General features: G+C 69.7%; 12 protein-coding genes. 4 read left to right on the top strand and 8 right to left on the bottom strand.

What is annotated here, in order from left to right:
* Positions 1-89: 89 nt before the first annotated feature.
* Positions 90-1,301: an acetyl-CoA C-acetyltransferase gene (locus ACYVLQ_RS11530; RefSeq protein ID WP_460697381.1), complete on the bottom strand. Its 1,212-nt coding sequence runs from the start codon at positions 1,299-1,301 to the stop codon at positions 90-92.
* A gap of 256 nt (positions 1,302-1,557) precedes the next feature.
* Positions 1,558-4,197, bottom strand: coding sequence for a DNA polymerase III subunit gamma and tau (locus tag ACYVLQ_RS11525; protein ID WP_460697380.1), 2,640 nt, complete (start codon positions 4,195-4,197; stop codon positions 1,558-1,560).
* A gap of 447 nt (positions 4,198-4,644) precedes the next feature.
* Here ACYVLQ_RS11525 and ACYVLQ_RS11520 point away from each other — a divergent pair, with 447 nt between their 5' ends.
* From ACYVLQ_RS11520 to ACYVLQ_RS11510, 3 genes are all read left to right on the top strand, one after another.
* A complete protein-coding gene (locus tag ACYVLQ_RS11520) occupies positions 4,645-5,490 on the top strand; it encodes a hypothetical protein (RefSeq protein WP_460697379.1) in 846 nt (281 codons plus the stop codon).
* 112 nt (positions 5,491-5,602) lie between these two features.
* Positions 5,603-7,852, top strand: coding sequence for an MMPL family transporter (locus ACYVLQ_RS11515; RefSeq protein ID WP_460697378.1), 2,250 nt, complete (start codon positions 5,603-5,605; stop codon positions 7,850-7,852).
* Entirely contained in the window at positions 7,849-8,535 is a 687-nt protein-coding gene (locus ACYVLQ_RS11510) for a TetR/AcrR family transcriptional regulator (RefSeq protein WP_460697377.1), read from the top strand. The genes ACYVLQ_RS11515 and ACYVLQ_RS11510 overlap by 4 nt, the downstream gene beginning before the upstream one ends.
* Before the next feature lie 15 nt (positions 8,536-8,550).
* Here the strand turns inward: ACYVLQ_RS11510 and ACYVLQ_RS11505 are convergent, their stop codons facing one another.
* Together ACYVLQ_RS11505 and ACYVLQ_RS11500 are read right to left on the bottom strand one after the other, a co-directional pair.
* The gene (locus ACYVLQ_RS11505; RefSeq protein ID WP_460697376.1) at positions 8,551-9,807 is read right to left on the bottom strand and encodes a neutral zinc metallopeptidase; all 1,257 of its coding nucleotides are present in this window, start codon (positions 9,805-9,807) and stop codon (positions 8,551-8,553) included.
* Positions 9,808-9,814: 7 nt separating this feature from the next.
* Positions 9,815-10,660, bottom strand: a complete 846-nt coding sequence (locus tag ACYVLQ_RS11500) for a neutral zinc metallopeptidase (RefSeq protein ID WP_460697458.1) — start codon at positions 10,658-10,660, stop codon at positions 9,815-9,817.
* Positions 10,661-11,096: 436 nt separating this feature from the next.
* On the opposite strand from ACYVLQ_RS11500, the gene ACYVLQ_RS11495 reads away from it, so the two are divergent.
* The gene (locus tag ACYVLQ_RS11495; protein ID WP_460697375.1) at positions 11,097-12,719 is read left to right on the top strand and encodes a DUF2207 family protein; all 1,623 of its coding nucleotides are present in this window, start codon (positions 11,097-11,099) and stop codon (positions 12,717-12,719) included.
* Positions 12,720-12,723: 4 nt separating this feature from the next.
* Here ACYVLQ_RS11495 and bla read toward each other — a convergent pair whose 3' ends face one another.
* The 4 genes from bla to ACYVLQ_RS11475 form a co-directional block, all read right to left on the bottom strand.
* Complete coding sequence (gene bla / locus ACYVLQ_RS11490; protein WP_460697457.1) at positions 12,724-13,623, bottom strand: class A beta-lactamase; 900 nt, start codon at positions 13,621-13,623, stop codon at positions 12,724-12,726.
* 63 nt (positions 13,624-13,686) lie between these two features.
* Entirely contained in the window at positions 13,687-14,250 is a 564-nt protein-coding gene (locus ACYVLQ_RS11485; RefSeq protein WP_460697374.1) for a TetR/AcrR family transcriptional regulator, read from the bottom strand.
* 66 nt (positions 14,251-14,316) lie between these two features.
* On the bottom strand, positions 14,317-15,585 hold the full coding sequence (locus ACYVLQ_RS11480; RefSeq protein ID WP_460697373.1) for an ROK family protein: 1,269 nt from the start codon (positions 15,583-15,585) through the stop codon (positions 14,317-14,319).
* Between the two features lie 293 nt (positions 15,586-15,878).
* Positions 15,879-17,858 (bottom strand): hypothetical protein, encoded by a 1,980-nt coding sequence (locus tag ACYVLQ_RS11475; protein ID WP_460697372.1) that lies wholly within the window; start codon positions 17,856-17,858, stop codon positions 15,879-15,881.
* Positions 17,859-17,869: the final 11 nt, after the last annotated feature.

Genomic DNA, 17,869 nt, shown 5'->3' with positions numbered 1-17,869 from the left:
TGAGTCTGTGTTAGATGGCGGCGTTTCCGAGGCCCTGCGTGGTTACGCTCCGCTGCCGCCTTCGGGCCGCCGGTGCACGCCGCGGTGCGTCAGACGCGCTCGATGATGGTGGCCACGCCCATGCCGCCGCCGATGCACAGGGTCACCAGGGCGTAGCGGGCGTTGCGGCGCTCCAGCTCGTCGACCATGGTGCCGGTGATCATCGCACCGGTGGCGCCCAGCGGGTGGCCCATGGCGATCGCGCCGCCGTTGACGTTCAGCTTCTCGTTCGGGATGTTCAGGTCCTTCTGGAACTTCAGAACGACCGAGGCGAAGGCCTCGTTGATCTCGAACAGGTCGATGTCGTCGACGCTCAGGCCCGCCTTGGCGAGGGCCTTGTGCGCGGCCGGGGTCGGGCCGGTCAGCATAATGGTGGCGTCGGCGCCGGAGATGCCGGTGGAGACGATGCGGGCACGTGGGGTCAGACCCGAGGCCTTACCGGCCTCCTCGTTGCCGACCAGCACCAGCGCCGCGCCGTCGACGATGCCCGAACTGTTGCCGCCGTGGTGGACGTGGTTGATCTTCTCCACGAAGTGGTACTTCTGCAGCGCCACCGCGTCGAAGCCGCCCATCTCGCCGATGCCCGCGAACGAGGGGTTGAGCTTGGCCAGGTCCTCGGGCTTGGTGCCCGGGCGCATGTGCTCGTCGCGGTCCAGCACGGTCAGGCCGTTGAGGTCGCGGACCGGCACGACCGACTTGGCGAAGTACCCGCCGGTCCACGCCGCGGCCGCGCGCTCCTGCGACTGCACCGCGTAGGCGTCGACGTCGTCGCGGGTGAACCCCTCGATGGTCGCGATCAGGTCGGCCGAGATGCCCTGCGGGACGATGTAGCTCTCGTAGCTGGTCCACGGGTCCATGAACATGGCGCCGCCGTCGGAGCCCATCGGCACGCGCGACATGGCCTCGACGCCACCGGCGATGACCAGATCCTCGAAGCCGGAGCGGACCTTCTGGGCGGCGAGGTTGACGGCCTCCAGGCCGGAGGCGCAGAAGCGGTTGATCTGGGTGCCGCCGACGGTGTCGGGCAGGCCCGAGGTCAGCACGGTGGTGCGGGCGATATCGGCGCCCTGGTCGCCCACCGGCGAGACGACGCCGAGGACGACGTCCGAGATGCGCTCTTCGTCCAGGTTCGGGAAGCGGTTACGCAGCTCCTTGACCAGACCGGTCGTCAGATCGATCGGCTTGACCGAGTGCAGCGAGCCCTTCTTGTTGCGGCCCCGCGGAGTGCGGATGGCCTCGTAAATGTAGGCCTCTGTGGTCATATCGGAGTTTTTCCTTCCTTAGGCTGCGCCGACACCGCAGTGGCCGGTATCGCCGCAGGTAACCTCGCCGACCGGCCAGGCGACCGACCGTGTAGACGCTGTACAAACGTCGACATGCCACGGCCCACGCATGTTCCGGTCGCCCGTACGCCTGGGCATACCATAGAACCTCGTAGCACCGCTGCTGACGACCACCCGTTCATAGTACAGCCGGATGCGAACTCCGGTTAACTTAAGGCCGTCGGGCAGGTGTCTGTCAAGCCTCCAGACGTGTGGCGCCCAGCTCACTCACGAGCAACTCCAAGGCCACCTCATCGGGGTCGCGACGGTCTCCCTGCGGGACCGGGCGGGCCGATTCCGCGAGCATCTCCTGCTCTTCCTCCGGCGTCGACGCAGGTGGGACGCCCTCATAACCTACCGACGAGTAGTCGACCGGGCCGGGATCGTCGGGGGTATCCGGCCCGTCGGGCAGCGGAATGTCGTCGTCCGGGGGGGCCGAACGCGACCCGGAATCGGTGTGCGCCGGACCCGATTCGCGGCCTCGCGCGCCAGGTGTGGCATCGGGGTTGTCGGCGCTGGCGGCCTTCAACTGGCTCGGCCGGGTGAACCGGGGAGCCTCGGCCTGGGCCGGACCGGACTGCCCGGGACCGGAGCCGTGCGCGGGCCCGGCGGCACCGCGGTTCGGTGCGCCGCCACCGGCGGGCGCACTCCCCGAGCCGACCTCCCAGCGCACCCCGTGCTCGCGACCCAGCACCGCATGCACGGCGGACTGCACCGCCTCGATGTACTTCGGATTCGACAACCGCTGCGCCAAGGGCGCGTGCTGATGCGCGAACACGATGGTGTCCCCCTCCACCCGCACCACGGACGCCCCCGACAACAGCGCATGCACCGCCGCCCCGAACTCCCGCACCTTGGCCCGAATCTCCCCCCACTTCGCCTCGACCTCCCGAGCGAGGTCCCCCGAGGAAGCTGCCCCTTGGCCAGACGCAGGGACAGCTTGCTCAGACGAGGTCGCAGGCGTCGCAGCGGGGGCTGGAGGCTCCGGGCGGAGCTCGGCGTCCGCGGGCACGATACCCAACTCCGTCGCCTCGTCTGCGTCCCCGAGTCCGTCCGATCCGACGCCCGGTTCGACCGCATCGCTGGACTCGACCGCGGAATCGACCTGTGCCGTCGCAGTTTCGACGTCATCGCCCGACCCGGACTGCGCGGATCCGGACTCGACCGCGGCCTGCGGCACCGCAGAGTCGGTGCTGCCGCTCCCGGAAGGTCCGGCCACGGTCTCGGGTCGCGCCGCAGCAGTACCACTGTCCGCGGATCCTGCCGTTGTTGCGGAACCGCTCTGCGGTGCTTGCGTTTCCGGTTCGGGCGGAACCGGCGCACGCTGAGCATCGGGACCCGTGGGCGCTTGGGCGCGTTGGGCGGGATGGGGGCGCGGCTCTGCGCCCGGCGCGGAAGCAGGGGGCTCGTCCGTCCTCGACGGCGCTGTCGCCGCCTGCCCGGAGGCGGGGGCGGCCTCCGATTCCTGCGACACCGCCTGGGAGCGTGGCGATTCGGCTGTACGCGGGCTGGGCTCGGGCTGTGAGGGCGCCGCCTCGGACCCGGGTTGCACTGCGGTGCCGGACTTTTCGGCGCGCAGCGCGGCCAGTGCCTCGGCGCCGCGGCGGCGGGGAGTGTCGGAGGAGGGCGCGGACCGTGGCGCCGGGCTCGGTGCGCCGGTACCGGCGGGCGCCATTGCGCCACCGGCCATTCCGCTCTCCAAGCGCTCCAAGCGCTGCAGGGTGGCGGACTCGGTGTCGGAGACGGCGGGGAGGAGCATGCGGGCGCAGACGACCTCGAGCAGGAGGCGCGGGGCGGTGGCGCCGCGCATCTCGCCCAGGCCCTCGTGCAGCAGCTCGGCGTAGCGGGTCAGGGTGCCCGGGCCGATGCGGTCGGCCTGGTCGCGCATGCGCTCGAGGACATCCCCCGGGCCGGTGACCAGGTTACGATCGGCGGCGTCGGGCACCGCGCGCAGCAGAATGAGATCGCGCATACGCTCCAGCAGGTCGGTGGCGAAGCGGCGCGGATCGTGTCCGGCCTCGACCACCCGGTCCACGGCGCCGAACAGCGCGGCGCCGTCGGCAGCGGCCAGCGCCTCGACCGCCTCGTCGATCAGTGCGATATCCGTGACGCCGAGCAGCGCCAGCGCGCGCTGGTAGGCGACGCCCCCCGGCCCGGCGCCGGCCAGCAACTGGTCCAGCACGCTCAGGCTGTCGCGCGGGGAGCCGCCGCCGGCGCGGATCACCAGCGGGTACACCGCCTCCTCGACTCGCACCCCCTCCTGCTCGCAGATCTGGCCGAGCAGGCCGCGCATGGTCGCCGGGGGCAGCAGCCGGAACGGGTAGTGGTGGGTGCGCGAGCGGATCGTGGGCAGCACCTTGTCCGGCTCGGTGGTGGCGAAGACGAAGATCAGATGGGCGGGCGGCTCCTCGACGATCTTGAGCAGCGCGTTGAAGCCCGCGGTGGTGACCATGTGCGCCTCATCGACGATGAACACGCGGTAGCGCGACTCGGCCGGGGCGTAGAAGGCGCGGTCGCGTAGCTCGCGGGTGTCGTCCACACCGCCGTGGCTTGCCGCGTCGAGCTCGATGACGTCCAGGTTCCCCGGGCCGCCCGGGGCGAGCGCCACGCACGACGGGCAGACGCCGCACGGGCGGGACGTCGGCCCCTCCACGCAGTTCAGGGAGCGCGCGAGAATGCGCGCCGACGACGTCTTGCCGCAGCCGCGCGGACCCGAGAACAGGTAGGCATGACTGATCCGGCCGGTGTCGAGTGCGGTGCTCAGCGGTTCGGTGACGTGCTCCTGGCCGATCACCTCTGCGAATGTTGCCGGTCGGTACTTCCGGTACAGAGCCACGGCCCGAGGGTACCGGCGACCCCCGACTGTTTTGAATGTGCGGCTGTTTTCGCCGCTGGCACGCCGACCGCATGCCTCCCCCGCCCGTGGGGGCGGCGGGGCGGCGAAGCACGTACAACCATTCCGGCAACCCGTTAGCGCCCGGGACGACAGACCGATAAGTTCGGTTCAGATCCGAACAAATTCGACCTACAAACCAAATGCACCCGTTTGCCGAGCCACACGCGTTTCCGGACCCTCGTTTTCAAACCGACTCCCCGTTTGAATGTGATTTAGCGAACATAACGATCCCGTAACCCGATTGGCCTTCCACGCAATCGAATGGCTAACGTGAGTTTCGGCAACTTCGGTAGCCAAACCTTCATCAGGTTGGTGGCTCCGGCCGGCCCCTCATCCCGGCCGGAGCACAACCTGAAATCACAGACCTCTCGCTCTGTCCCGGAGGAAATGTCGACCGTGCAGTCGTGTGACGACATCGCCACCGCCTGGCTTTCGCATACCGATTTCGCCGGTAATCCGGACGCCGCAGGCCTGCTGAGCCGCGCGATCAATCCCCAGGAGTTCGCACTCAACCGCGACTCGCTACCGGTGGCGGCGGCCGTGGATCCGAAGACATCGTCCGCCATCCTGGAACTACTCGAACGTGGTCAAGTGCCCACAATGGCGGCCATCCGAACCCTTATCGCGCAGAACGAGATGCGTGCCGAGGCCGAACGCATCGAGCGCATGGGCAAACGCGCCCAGCGCAGTATCGACGAATTCGGGCGCATGCTGGCGACATCCACCCACGAATACTGGGCGGAACACGGAATCGGGCCGACCCGCCGCGACATTCTGCTCACCGATCCGGTGATAACTCTGATCCGCGAACGCGTGGGCGATATCGCGCCGAACGCGGTCAAACATCTGTGGCTGATCGAGCGGGCGCAGCGGGCGGGGTGGATCGCCTACAGCGCCACCCCCCGATCGCTGTGCGCGGCACGGCGGTTCCACTCCGCCAAGTACGGAAAGCGGGTGTCGCTGCGGCCGGTGAACGCCATCGGCACGCTGGTGGCGGGCTATCTCGATGAGTACGAGCGCACCCACGCCCGCCCGCCGCGCTGGTCGCTGCTGGCCCACGATCTGCGCGACGACCGCGGCCGCCGGGTCTTCAACGACACCGCCGACGCCCGCGCCCAGCAACAGTGGCTGGCGACGGCCGAATGGCTGGCCGTCGAGGACGACCTGCCGGTCCCAGGGCCGCGCGGCCGACGAGCCCTGGCGCGCAAAGGCCGCCGTCAGAACGTTCGGTAAGAGCGAGCGCGACAAAACGTAACCGGGATCACCGTGTGCTACCTCTTGCGGACCCCTGAGGTAACAGCGTTACGCTAACGGCGTTACCTTTCGGCCGCACCGAGGAGCGTCCATGCTGACCCGAATCGCTCGGATCGCCACCCGCTACCCCAAGTGGATACTGCTGGCGGCGCTCGCGCTCGCACTGCTGTGCGGCGCGTTCGGCGCGACCGTAACCGATAAGCTGAAGGGCGGCGGCTTCACCTCCGACGGAGCCGAATCCTCGCAGGTCACCAAGGTAATGGCGGACCATTTCGGCGGCGCCGAACCCAATCTGGTGCTGCTGGTCCGATCCGACCACGGCGTCGATGCGGGCGATGTGCGCGCACTGGCCACCGACATCACCGGACGGCTGCAGTCGCGCGGCGACGCCGTCGGCGTCCGGTCCTACTGGACCAGCCCGCCGCAGGTCGCCTCGGCGCTGCGCAGCACCGACGGCAAGAGTGCGCTCGTGGTCGCCTATCTCACCGGCGGTGAGGATCAGGCCCAGAAGGCAGCGGGCGAGATCGTCGAGGGCCTCGACGACACCCCGCCCGGCGTCACCGTCCGGGCGGGCGGCCTGTCGGCGCTGTACCAAGAGGTGAACTCCCAGGTCACCAAGGACCTCGCGATCGCCGAGGGGGTGGCGGTGCCGCTGACGGCGATCGTGCTGATGCTCGTGTTCGGCAGCGTGGTCGCGGCCGCGTTGCCGCTGCTCATCGGGGCCTTCGCGATCCTGGGCACGCTGGCTGTTCTGCAGGCGCTCACCGCGGTCGCCGACGTGTCGATCTACGCGCTGAACATGACCACGGCACTCGGCCTGGCCCTGGCCATCGACTACAGCCTGTTCATCGTCAGCCGTTACCGGGAAGAGCTGGCGGGCGGGCTCGCCCACCGCGACGCGGCGATCCGCGCCGTCCAGACGGCCGGGCGCACGGTGCTGTATTCGACGCTCACCGTGGTGTTGGCGCTCGCGGCGCTCGCGGTCTTCGATCTCTACTTCCTCCGGTCGGTCGCCTTCGCGGGAGTGGCCGTGGTGGCCGTCGCGGCCGCCGCCTCGATCGTGATCCTGCCCGCCGTGCTGGCGCTGCTCGGCGATCGCGTCAACGCCTGGAATCTGCGAGTTCCGCTGCGGCGCCTGCTGCGCCGTCCCGAACCGGCGCCGCGCCCCATCGAACAGTCGGCGTGGTACCGCATGGTCTCGTGGGTGATGCGGCGCGCCGCCCCGGTGGCGCTGGTGATCACCGCGATGCTGCTGGCGATCGGATCGCCGTTCCTCGGCGTGAAATTCGGCTACCCGGACGACCGGGTGCTGCCGGTCGGCGCGGAGAGCCGGGCCGTCGGCGACGTCTTGCGCAGCGACTTCCCCGGCGTCAACGCCGGTACAGCCGCCACCGTCGTACTGGACGGATATCGCGGTGATGCCGGGGGCTATGCGAGCGCGCTGTCACGGGTGAACGGGGTGTCGGCCGTGCTGTCCAATTCGGGCGTGTACGTCTCGGGCGCCCGGGTCGCGCCCACGCCGCCCGGGATGGCCAACGACAACGGCCAATACCTCACCGTCACATCGAAATTCAGCCCGTACACCGGGGACGGCCAAGACCAGCTGGAACAGCTGCGTGCCGTGCCCTCGCCCGCACCGGCACTGTTCGGCGGGTCGGCCGCGGTCAACGCCGACACCCTGCACGCGCTGGGGGCGCGGCTGCCGCTGGCGATCGCGCTGATCGTGCTGTCCACCTTCATCGTGCTGTTCCTGTTCACCGGCAGCGTCGTGCTTCCGCTGAAGGCCCTGGTACTCAACACACTCTCGCTGAGCGCCATGTTCGGGATGATGGTGTGGATCTTCCAGGAGGGGCATCTGTCCGACCTGCTGGACTTCACCGCATCCGGCTATCTGGTGGCGACGATGCCGATCCTGATGTTCTGCCTGGCATTCGGGATGTCGATGGACTACGAGGTGTTCCTGCTCTCGCGGATCCGGGAGGCGTGGCTGGCCTCCGGGCGCACGTCCGCCGACAATGTGCGGTCGGTGGCGCTCGGGGTCGCGCGCACGGGGCGGATCATCACCGCGGCCGCCGTGCTGATGGCCATCGTGTTGGGTGCCATGGTCACGTCCAAGGTGTCGTTCATGCAGATGTTCGGCCTCGGCCTCACCCTGACCGTGCTCGCCGACGCCACCATCATCCGCGGCCTGCTGGTGCCCGCCCTGATGAAACTGATGGGCCGGGCCAATTGGTGGGCGCCCGCGCCACTGGCCCGGCTGCACGCGCGGATCGGGCTGTCGGAGGAGGCATCGCAGCCGCGTGACAAGGCCGCCGAACCGGAACCGGCGGGCCGCACATGATGCGCCCGCGGCGTGCCCGGTCGGCGCGCGGCACCGGCGCCCAGCTGCGCGAGGAGATCCTCGAGGCCACCCGGGACCTGATGGCGCGCACCGGAAACGCCGACTCGGTGTCGATCCGCGAGGTGGGCAAGATCGTCGGCGTGAGTGCCCCGTCGATCTACCGGCACTTCGCCGACAAGGAAACGCTCATCGACGCGGCCCTGGCCCAGGTCTTCGAGAACCTCGACGCGGCCATCGTGGCCGCCACCGACCCCGAGCGCTCGCCGATGACGCAGATGCGTGATCAGGGCATGGCGTACGTGCGCTTCGCCCTGGAGCACCCGGGCCAGTACCGGGTCGCCACCGCCGCCACCTCGGGCCCGGGCCCCAGCGCCGTCGATCAGGTCATGAGCAGTGGTGCGTTCCAACGGTTCTCGCAGACGGTGCGGGCGGCCATGGATGCCGGGACGATCGCCGCCGGCGATCCGCTGCCCGTCGTGCTGGAGTTGTGGGCCGCCGCGCACGGCATCGCGTCGCTGCTGATCACCAAGCCCTATCTCCCGTGGGGCGACGCCGAGGCCATCGCGAATCGGGTGCTCGGCGCCGCCTGCGTTGGCCATGCGGTGGTCGACATCATGGGCGGCGAACCGCTCGAACCCGACGAGACGGCACGGTGGCTGGAGGAGCTACGGCGGCGGACCTGACTGCGCCGCAGGAGGTCAGGAGACGTCGGCCGCGGGCGCGACCCAGGTGTTGCATTGCTGGGTGCGGTTGCTGAAGTACCCGTGCTCGTACCAGGATCCGTAATTCTGTTTGGTGCCATGGTCTCTGGTGTCGCCCGGACCGTCACCGCGCGTGTAGTTGTCGCGGATGGTGCGGCCCGCCTGATCGTTGCTGATCGTCCCCACATGGTTGGACGAGCCGATGAACATGCCGCCGAAGCACTGCGCCTGCAACTCGAGCCGGCGCGAGAGTTCCAGTCCCTTGGCCGAAGTCGGCCCGGCCGCGTACCGCTCCTTGTGCGACTTCTGGGAGATGCCGCTGATCGCCTCGATGTGGTGGCCGTACTCGTGCGCGAAGACCATCAGGTAGATCACCGAATCGTCGCCGTACTCGTCGACCTGGATGGTGTCCAGCGGCATGTAGATGGTGTGGTTGGTCGAGCAGTAGAACGCGGCGAAGCTGCCGCCGGAGCTGGTGCAGGGCGAGGTCGCGCCCGACGCCCGTGCCGGAACCGATACGGTCGGGGTGGAGAACGGCAGATTGGCATCCTGCAGCACCGGCTTCCACATGTTGTCCAGGCAGGTCCTGGCGGCGTCGAAGAAGGCCTGCGCCGCCGCGACGGTGGCGCCCCACCGCGGGTAGCCGCACTCGATATTGACCAGCCCCGAATTCGGGTCGCGGAACAGCGGATTGTCCCCGGTCGCCAGGACCGGCTGCGGCCCAGCGGGTTTCGTCGAGGTCGCGGCGCGGCTGGTGGTGGACCGCGAGGTCGTCGCGCGTTCGGACGTGGTGGTCGAGCTCGCCGACGTGGTCGTGGTCGTGGTCGTCGTGGTGGTGGAACTCGGCGGTGCGAAGGTGAAGCTGGGCGTGTCGTAGGAGTACTTCGACGCGTTGTTGGTGGTGGCGCCGACGGCGGCGAAGACGACCAGCGCACCGACCACGCCGAAGACCAGCAGCACCGCGAACACCACGCCGACGGCGGCGCCGCCGCCCGAGCGCGGGGGCGGGTAGGGCCGCCCGTAGTAGCCCGGGGGCGGCAGCGGCGGACCGTACGGCGACCGCGGTAGCATGCCGGGCGGCGGCAGCGGTGCGCCGTACGGCGGTCGCTGGCCCGGCGGGCCGTAGCCGGGCGCCGCGTATCCGGGCGGCGGGCCGCCATAGCCCGGCGGCGGACCGTAGCCGGGTGGCGGGCCGTAGGGCGGCTGGCCAGGCCGCGGGCCATGCGGCGGTGGATTTCCCGGGGGCTGGTTCATGAGGGAATCAACTCACCTGACTCGCTGGGGCTTTGAATGTGTTGCACTGCGCGGACCGGTTCTGGTCGAAGCCGATGCTGAACCAGTCGCCCATGTGCTGTGCGGAGCCATGATCGCGCATATCGCCGGGGCTGTCGCCGCGACCGTAGGCGTCCTTCTTGGTGTTGCCGGTCTGGGTCGGCGTCAGCGAGCCGCCGCCCGCGGTGGCCGCCAAGAACATGCCGTCGAAACAGTTGGCCTGCAATTCGACTCGCCGCGAGAGTTCCAGCCCCCGCGCGCTGCTGGTGCCGGATTCGCGGCGCTGCTTGTTGGCCTCGAGCAGGACTCCGGACTGGGCCTGGACGTGGTGGCCGTACTCGTGGGCGAACACCGACAGGTAGATCTCCCACCGATCCTTGAACATCTCGGTCTGCAGCTGGCTCACCGGCATGTAGATGGTCTGGTTGGCGCCGCAGTAGAAGGCCGCGAAATTGCTGCTGCTGCCGGTGCAGGGCGTGCTGATCCCGGCGGTGGTCGCGGTGACGCTCAGGTTCGGGGGCGCGAACGACAGTTTCGCGGCCGACATCACCGGCCGCCATGCCTGCTCGAGGCAGGTCGCCGCGCTCTCGAAGAACTTGCGCGCGGCGTCGACCTGGGTGCCCCACGGCGCGTAGTCGCAGCGGGCGGGGCTCAGCGGCGAACCCGGATCCGCCACCAGCGGATTGGCGTCGGTCGCCGCGATCCCCGCCGTCCCCGACGACTTTCCGGTGGTCGGCGCGTAGGTGTAGCTCGGCTGGTCCCCGGAGTTCGCGACGTGCACGCCGGTGCGGATCGCGGTACGCACCAGCCCACTGGTCACCAGCAGAATGAGCACGATCAAGACCGCGGCCGAACCTCCACCCCCGCGCTTGCGCTGCGGCGGCCGCCCCGGCGGACCGTAGGGCGGCGGCGGCCCGATCGGCGGCCGATACCCCGGAACCGGCCGACGCGCACCGTAACCCGGCGGCGGTGCATAACCCGGCGGCGGTGCGGAATACCCCGAGGGCGCACCGTAGCCCAGAGGCCCCGGCGCGTACCCAGGAGGCGCAGCATGCCCCGGGGGTGCGGCGTAACCAGGTGGAGTGCCGTGGCGCGGCGCCTGCGCGGCACGACCGGGCGGAACCGCGGGATAGCCTGGCGGCGGTGCACCATAGCCGGGCGGATTCCCACCATGCCCGTAGGGTGGTTGACTCACTCCCCCGTGCCCCCAGTTCTTCCAGGTCTCCAAACAGCCGCTGACGCAGGATAGCAAGCCGTCTAAGCTACGGCCCATGCTGATCTTTCGGGGGGGCGCCCTGGGCGCTCTGTTGCTGGTTCTGGTGGGGTTGTTCGTGGCCTCGCCCGCGGCCCAGGCTCAGGAGCCGGTCGGTGGCGTCACGATCAACGCCGACATCAAGCTGAGCGAGCAGGGTTTGCTCGAGGTCGCGGAGACTGTCCAGGTGCCGCCGGGTGGCGAGTTCCATATGGCGGTGCCGCTGCGGGTCGCGTTGAAGGACAAAGGGGAACGACGCTTCAGCGTCACCGACGTCTCCGCTACCGGTCCCGGCACGGCGAAGGTGGACGGGGACCGGTTCAGCATCGACGCGCAGCCCGGCGAGTCGTCGTACCGGTACACCGTGCACAACGTGGTCAACGATGCGCCCGGCACCCAGATCTTCCGGTGGAGCGGGGTGCTCAACACCGATGTCGCATCGATCAACGCCTCGGTGATCAGCCCCAGCTATCAGATGGGCATCGTCGACTGCAAGATCGGTCCGGTGGGCACGTCGCAGCCCTGCGCCGATGTGCGGGTGGAGCCGGACGGCGTGCTGACACTGTACAAGGAGGGCCTGCGCAAGGGCGACATGATCGACCTCACGCTGCAGATGCCGCCGGGCACCGTGCCCGCCAATGCCGATATCACCGGCACGGAGCCGAGCGCCTTCGCGATCACGACGCCGGTGCTCGTCGCCTTCGGCGCGCTGCTGCTGGGCCTGGCCGCGGCCGCCGGGTACGTGGCGTGGGCGCGGCGGCAGGACGCGGCGGTGCTGGCCGGGCAGGACACGCTGGATCCGGTGCAGCAGAACGGGAATCAGGCCCAGTTCGCGTCCCCGGGCGGCGTGCTGCCGGGCGAGGCGGGACTGCTGCTCGACGGATCCGCCGATGCGAGCGATCTGGCCGCGACCGTCGTCGATCTCGCGGTGCGCCGCTACATCTGGGTCACCCAGGTCAGCGATTCGGACTGGCGGATCAGCCGCGTGAACCCGGCCGACGATCAACTGCGCGGCTACGAGCAGGCGGTGTACCGGGCGCTGCTGCCCGACGGCACCGAGTCGGTGCTGGTCTCGGAGCTGCGGCAGGCGGGCCGGGTGAGCGGCGAAGCGGCCCGCGCGGCACTGCGCGAGGATGCGCTCACGCGGGGCACGCTGGTCGATCGGACCCGGCGCGGGGCGGCGTTCTGGCTGGGCGCCGCGCTGGTGGTGATCGGGGCCGGGGTGACCGTCACGCTGGCGATCACCGGCGGCCACGCGCTGGTCGGTGTCGCGATCGCGCTCGGCGGTGTGGCGGCGCTGCTGCTGCCGCGCTACCTGCCGGTCCGCACCGCCGCCGGACGACAGCTGGCCGGGCAGGTGCGAGCCCTGCAGCGCGGGCTGGACGCCGTTGGCCCCGACCGGATTCCGCCCGCCGACCGCGAGGTGATCTTCTCCCGGGCGCTGCCGTTCACGATCGTCGGCGGGCGCACGGACAATTGGATCCGCACCTTCCGGGAGCTGAACCCCGGCGCCGACCGGCAGGCGGGCCTGTACTGGTTCGGCGGTTTCGACCGCGATCAGAACCTGCACCGGTTCGCCGGTCACTTCCCGTTCTTCATCACCGCGCTGGACGGCTTGTTCGGCACGAGCAGCCGGTGGTGACGCGCTACCGCGCGGGCGGACGGAACGCCTTGGTGAGGTAGGCCGCGGCGTCCGCGATCATGGGATACGGTGGCGCGACGTCGAATCCGACCCGATCGGTCATGATCGCCAGCACCAGCGGTGCGCCGTCGGGCGGCCAGACGACGGCGACATCGTTGGCGCGGCCGAAATCACCGTGCCCCGTCTTGTTGGCGACGGTCCAACCGGCGGGCACCCCGGCCCGGATGGTTTGCGCGCCGGTGGTGCTGCGCTGCAGCCAATCCTTCAGCAGCGCCTGCTTTTCCGGCGGCAGCGCCCCGCGGAGCACGACCTGCTGGTAGTCGGCGGCGAGCGCGCGCGGCGTGATGGTGTCGCGGGGATCGCCGGGCGGATCGCTGTTCAGCTCCGGCTCGTACTGGTCCATGCGGCCGACGGTGTCGCCCAGACTGCGCAGGTAGGCGGTCAACTGCTCCGGCCCGCCGATATCGCGCATCAGCAGGTTGCCCGCGGTGCCGTCGCTGAATCGAATTGCGGCGTCGCACAGCTCGCGGACGGTCATGCCGGTCTCGATGTGGTCCTGGGTAATCGGCGAGATCGAGTTCACCTCCTCCCGCGTGTACCGGACGACCGTGTCGAGGTAGGACATCGGACGCCGCTGCAGCACGGCGGCCGCCGCGAGCGTCTTGAACGTGGAGCAGAAGGCGAAGCGGTCGTCCGCGTGATAGGCCAGCGACACCGCCGTACCGGTCGACACGGCGTAGACACCCAGGCGCGCATCGTATTTCCGCTCCAGCGCGGCGAAATGCTCCTCGGCAGCGGCCGAGTCGACCCGAGTACTCGACACCGGATCCGCCTCGGGCGGCTGCGATGTCCGGGCGTCGGTGTCCGCGCAGGCGGCCACGGTGAGGCCCAGCGCGCCGAGCATCAGATTCCGGCGGCCTAAGCCGGTTCGCCGGAACACATTACGTTCGTCGGTCACCGTCGCACACTACCTAGCGCGCAGGCCGTCCAGCACGATATCCATCGTGCGCCGTACCGCGCGCTCGTGCGACTCGTCGGGGCGCACGTAGATCTGCAATGTCATCAGACGGGCCATGTCCTGCGCGTCCACATCGGTGCGCAGCTCGCCGTCGACCTGCGCCTGCGCGGTCATCCTGGCCATCTGCTCGGCGATATTCCCGCGAATCGCGGCGAGGCTCCGGTCCGCCTGGATGTCGGCGTGCAGCGCCGGTTCGATCGCCGACGCCGTGGCGCCCAGGCCCAGTTCGGCGCATTCGCGTAGGAAGCGCCCGAGCGCGGGCCAGGCCCGGCCCTCCTCGCGCCAGGCGGCGTCGGCCAGGTCCGCCAGCGCCTGCAGGTACGCCTGGGCCGCCGCACTGATCAGCGCACCCCGATCGGGGAAGCGCCGGTACAGCGTGCCGACTCCCACCCCGGCCCGGTCCGCGATCTCCTTCATCGGCACATCGACGCCCTGCTCCCGAAACACCACCTGGGCCGCCGCCAGGATCTGGTCGCGATTGCTGCGCGCATCGGCCCGCAGATGATCGGCCATCGCCACCACCTCCGAAAGAAATGGACGAATTTCTTCCGGTTAGTGTAGCGTTCGGCCCGTCGCGCCTCAGCGGGCGGTGCGGATGCTGCGGCGCATGGCCGACAGCGGGTCGGCGTAGAAGACGCTCAGGGCGGTCACCGCCGCGGCGTGCTCCTGGACGCGGCCACCGAACCGGCTGATCCGGAGATCGGCGGGAGGCAGGGTGGTGCCCTGCGCGAAAGCCTTGACCACGCGGTCGATTCCGGGCCGGTAACCCGTGAATGCCTGGCCGCCCAGGACGACTCGGTCCGGGTTGAACATGTCCCGCACCAGAGCCGCCGTGTGGCCGAGGATTTCGGCCCGCTCCGCCAGCAGCTCGCGCGCCGGTTCCGAACCGCCCTCGGCAGCGCGGTACAGATCGGCGATCAGCGGACGGCGCGGGGCCTCGCGCTTGGGGACGATGCCCGCCCGCACGGCCCGGCCCAGCAGCGCCGCCTCGCCGATGGTGGCCTCCAGGCAGCCGCGCCGACCGCACGAGCACTCCACGTCGGAACCGGTCGGCAGATGCGCGATGGATCCTGGCCCGTTGGTCGGGGTGTGCACGCGGTCGTGCAGCGTGACCGCGATGCCCGCTGTCTCGCGGGCGTAGATGTAGAGACTCGAACCGGGCCGCGCCTCCCCCGTCCCGTCGTGGGTGAGCAGCAGTTCGGCGGCCGCCATCGCCTCGACGTGCGCGGACACCGAGACGGGCAGGTCGAGCACCGTGCCGAAGGCCGCGGCCACCGGCGCCGTCCGCCAGCCCAGCCGCGGGTGGTCGACCACCCCGGCGGCCGGGTCCACCCGGCCCGCCAGCGCCACCCCGGTCCACAGCGGGCGGCGGCGCGGCAGGCGGTCCAGGAACGCCTTGGCGCTGCGGGCGATGATGGTGAGTGCGGCGTCGACCCCGGCCTGCGGGGTCGCGATCTCCAGGCCGCCGAGGATGCGGCCGGACAGGTCGGCGGCGATGATGCGGGTGACCGTGGCGCCGATGTGCACGCCCACGGTGGCGTAGGTGTCGGTATCGACCTCGAAGGGCACCCGGGGACGCCCGACGGCGCCGGATGCGGTGAGGTCGGCGCGTTCTCGCAGCAGCCCGGCCGAAAGCAGCGCGGACACTTGGCGATTCACCGTCGCAATGCTCAAACCCGTTGTCTGCGCGGCGGTATCGCGGAAGATCGGCCCGCGCACCGCCGCACGCAGGACCGCGGCCGCCGGGTTGTCGGCAATGCGCAATTCGGGTGGCACCGCGGGGCGCGGGGCAACGGCCCGAGAGTTCAGGGTCTGCGAGGACGATCGCTCGAGGGTGGGGCTCGTCATGTGCGTAATCCTTGTTGTGGTCCGCGGGCGCACCGCGGACGTATCGATCCGGAACAGCAACAAGGCAGCGAGAAGGGCCCGGACTCGGGAGACGAGGAGCGGTTCTCAGCTGCGCGGCAGGGAGCAACACAGCTCCCGCTGCCGCGGCAGCCGCACACCGAGCGCGACGGTCATGTACGTGACCCGCGTGGCATTCGGTCGGCTGGAGGACATGCCTTAGAAGCTAACATCCCATGTCTTCTGGACGCCAGACCGGGCGGTACGCATCGGTTGGGATCACCGTGATTTCAACCTCAGGCGACCCGGTCGGCGCCCCAGCTGCGGTGCACGTAGCCGATCACGCGGTCCAGTTCTTCGCGCTCGACCGCGGCCAGTTCGCCGGGCTCCAGCGGGTCGAAATGGAAGATGTAGAGGCGGGAGGCGAACTGCTCGAAGGGCAGGGAGGCTTCACCGAAGCGCTCGCCGTGACCGGCCGTGCCGACGACGATGCCGTCGCCCCAGTCCTGGCCGCTGTCGTTGTTGGGGTTGTAGAAGTAGACCCGCATCGTCTCCTGCGGGTCGAGACTCACGCGCAGCACGGTGATGGCGTGCCAGCCGACGAATCGGGCCGCGCTGTCGGTGACGGCGATACCGGCGGGCTGCGGGTGGATCAGCGGCTGGTTGCCGTTGTAGAAGGGGTGGTATCCGGCGTAGAAGTGCCGCAGGAATTCGTCGAGGTCGGTGAGGTTGCCCGTCGCCACGTCGACATTGATGCGGAATCCGCGGCCGGACCACCAGCCGTGGAATTCGGGATTGATCCAGCGGTGCGGGTCCCCTTCGCGACCGACACAGCGTCGTCCCATTTCCGCGTAGATCCGGTCCAGGTGCGGAACCACCAGCACCGACACCGGGTCCAGGTCCTGCGGCAGGCTGGTGGCGACACCGGCGCCGACTTCCCGCGAGGAAATCGGCTGCCCCTCGAAATGCATGACGATCTCGTCGTCGCGCGCGGCCCATGCCACGGTTTGCAGCAGATAGTCGGGGTCGTTGTAGGACCACATCGACAATGCCCGCGCCGCTTGACAAGTGGGGTTGTCACCCTGGCCGACACCCAGCGGCAATCCCAGCATCGACAACGTGCCCGCCAGTAGCCAGGCCCGGGGTTCGGGGGCGGGCCCGAACACCTCGATGATTCGCTGTTGCGAATACGGCGACAGCTGCAGCGCCAGCTGCCGCCACATCGCGGGCGCGACCGGCGGCTGATAGAGAATGCCGCGCTCCAGCATCAACGCCAGCCCGTAGATGCACTGCGCCGTTTCGACGTGTACGGCCTCCGCGATGAGGCAGCGCACCAATTCGTGGTAGCACAGCAGGCAATCGCGGCCGGTACTGGACAATCCCATCGCCTCGGCGAGCAGGTATTCGCCCCGCCCGAGCAGAAAGCGCAGCAGCACGGCGTGATAGGGCGAGACCAGGCCCGTATCGTGAATCGACCGCGCGAATCCCGCTGCCTCGTACTGCAATGCGGCATCGTCCATGGATTCCAGGCGCGCACGGTAGACCTCGACCCCGGGATCCTCCCGGCACCCGTCGGTGGTGCCGTAGAGGCTGCTGATCAGCCGGTCCGCTCCGAGGCCGCTGGCACCCAGGTCGATATCCGGATTGCTGCGGGCGACGGCGATCTGGGTGATCATCCGCTTGACGGAATCGACCTGGATGGGGCGTTGGCGCAGAATTCGCCAGATCTCGTCGACCAGGTTCTCCAGCACCTTTTCGTATCCCACCGCTTCGACGAGGTAGGCGAGCAACGACCGCGACACCTGGGCCATCCGTCCCTGCCGTTCCCGCTCCGCCTCCGACGGGGGCACGAACAGCAGGGACAGATTGATCGCCAGCACCTGGGACAGATGGTTCTGCGCATGCTCCGCGGAGACCGTCGGGTGCTGGTGTTCACCCTTGGCGATCGCGAGCATCCGCAACTCGCTCACCGTCTCCAGGACCACGGTGTGCGCGTTCGCGCTCTGCAGCGAGCCGGTGCTCAGCGACGGGATCAGGATCTGCGGCCGCGCCCAGTCGGTCCCGGCGAACAGGCCCGCGGCCTCCAGCCCGATCGCACGCGCCCGGACCGCCGCGCACCCCTCGGGGAGCAGCAGCACCCGTCGCAGCGCATCGAGAACCCTCGGCAATTTGACCTGCTTGCCGAAATCGCCCGCCTCCGCGAGGGATTGCGTGGCCTCGTCCAGGGTGGCCAGACGTCTGTCCAGGGTTGCCCTGTCGCTGCTGAGTAGACTCAATCAGGATCCTC

The organism is Nocardia thraciensis (genome assembly GCF_054782435.1).
This window is presented reverse-complemented; position numbering and strand designations above follow the sequence as displayed.

Coding starts and splice junctions, on each gene's coding strand:
- ACYVLQ_RS11530 (WP_460697381.1), bottom strand. CDS start 1,301: ATGACCACAGAGGCCTACATTTACGAGGCCATCCGCACTCCGCGGGGC.
- ACYVLQ_RS11520 (WP_460697379.1), top strand. CDS start 4,645: ATGTCGACCGTGCAGTCGTGTGACGACATCGCCACCGCCTGGCTTTCG.
- ACYVLQ_RS11515 (WP_460697378.1), top strand. CDS start 5,603: ATGCTGACCCGAATCGCTCGGATCGCCACCCGCTACCCCAAGTGGATA.
- ACYVLQ_RS11510 (WP_460697377.1), top strand. CDS start 7,849: ATGATGCGCCCGCGGCGTGCCCGGTCGGCGCGCGGCACCGGCGCCCAG.
- ACYVLQ_RS11505 (WP_460697376.1), bottom strand. CDS start 9,807: ATGAACCAGCCCCCGGGAAATCCACCGCCGCATGGCCCGCGGCCTGGC.
- ACYVLQ_RS11495 (WP_460697375.1), top strand. CDS start 11,097: ATGCTGATCTTTCGGGGGGGCGCCCTGGGCGCTCTGTTGCTGGTTCTG.
- bla (WP_460697457.1), bottom strand. CDS start 13,623: ATGCTCGGCGCGCTGGGCCTCACCGTGGCCGCCTGCGCGGACACCGAC.
- ACYVLQ_RS11485 (WP_460697374.1), bottom strand. CDS start 14,250: ATGGCCGATCATCTGCGGGCCGATGCGCGCAGCAATCGCGACCAGATC.
- ACYVLQ_RS11480 (WP_460697373.1), bottom strand. CDS start 15,585: ATGACGAGCCCCACCCTCGAGCGATCGTCCTCGCAGACCCTGAACTCT.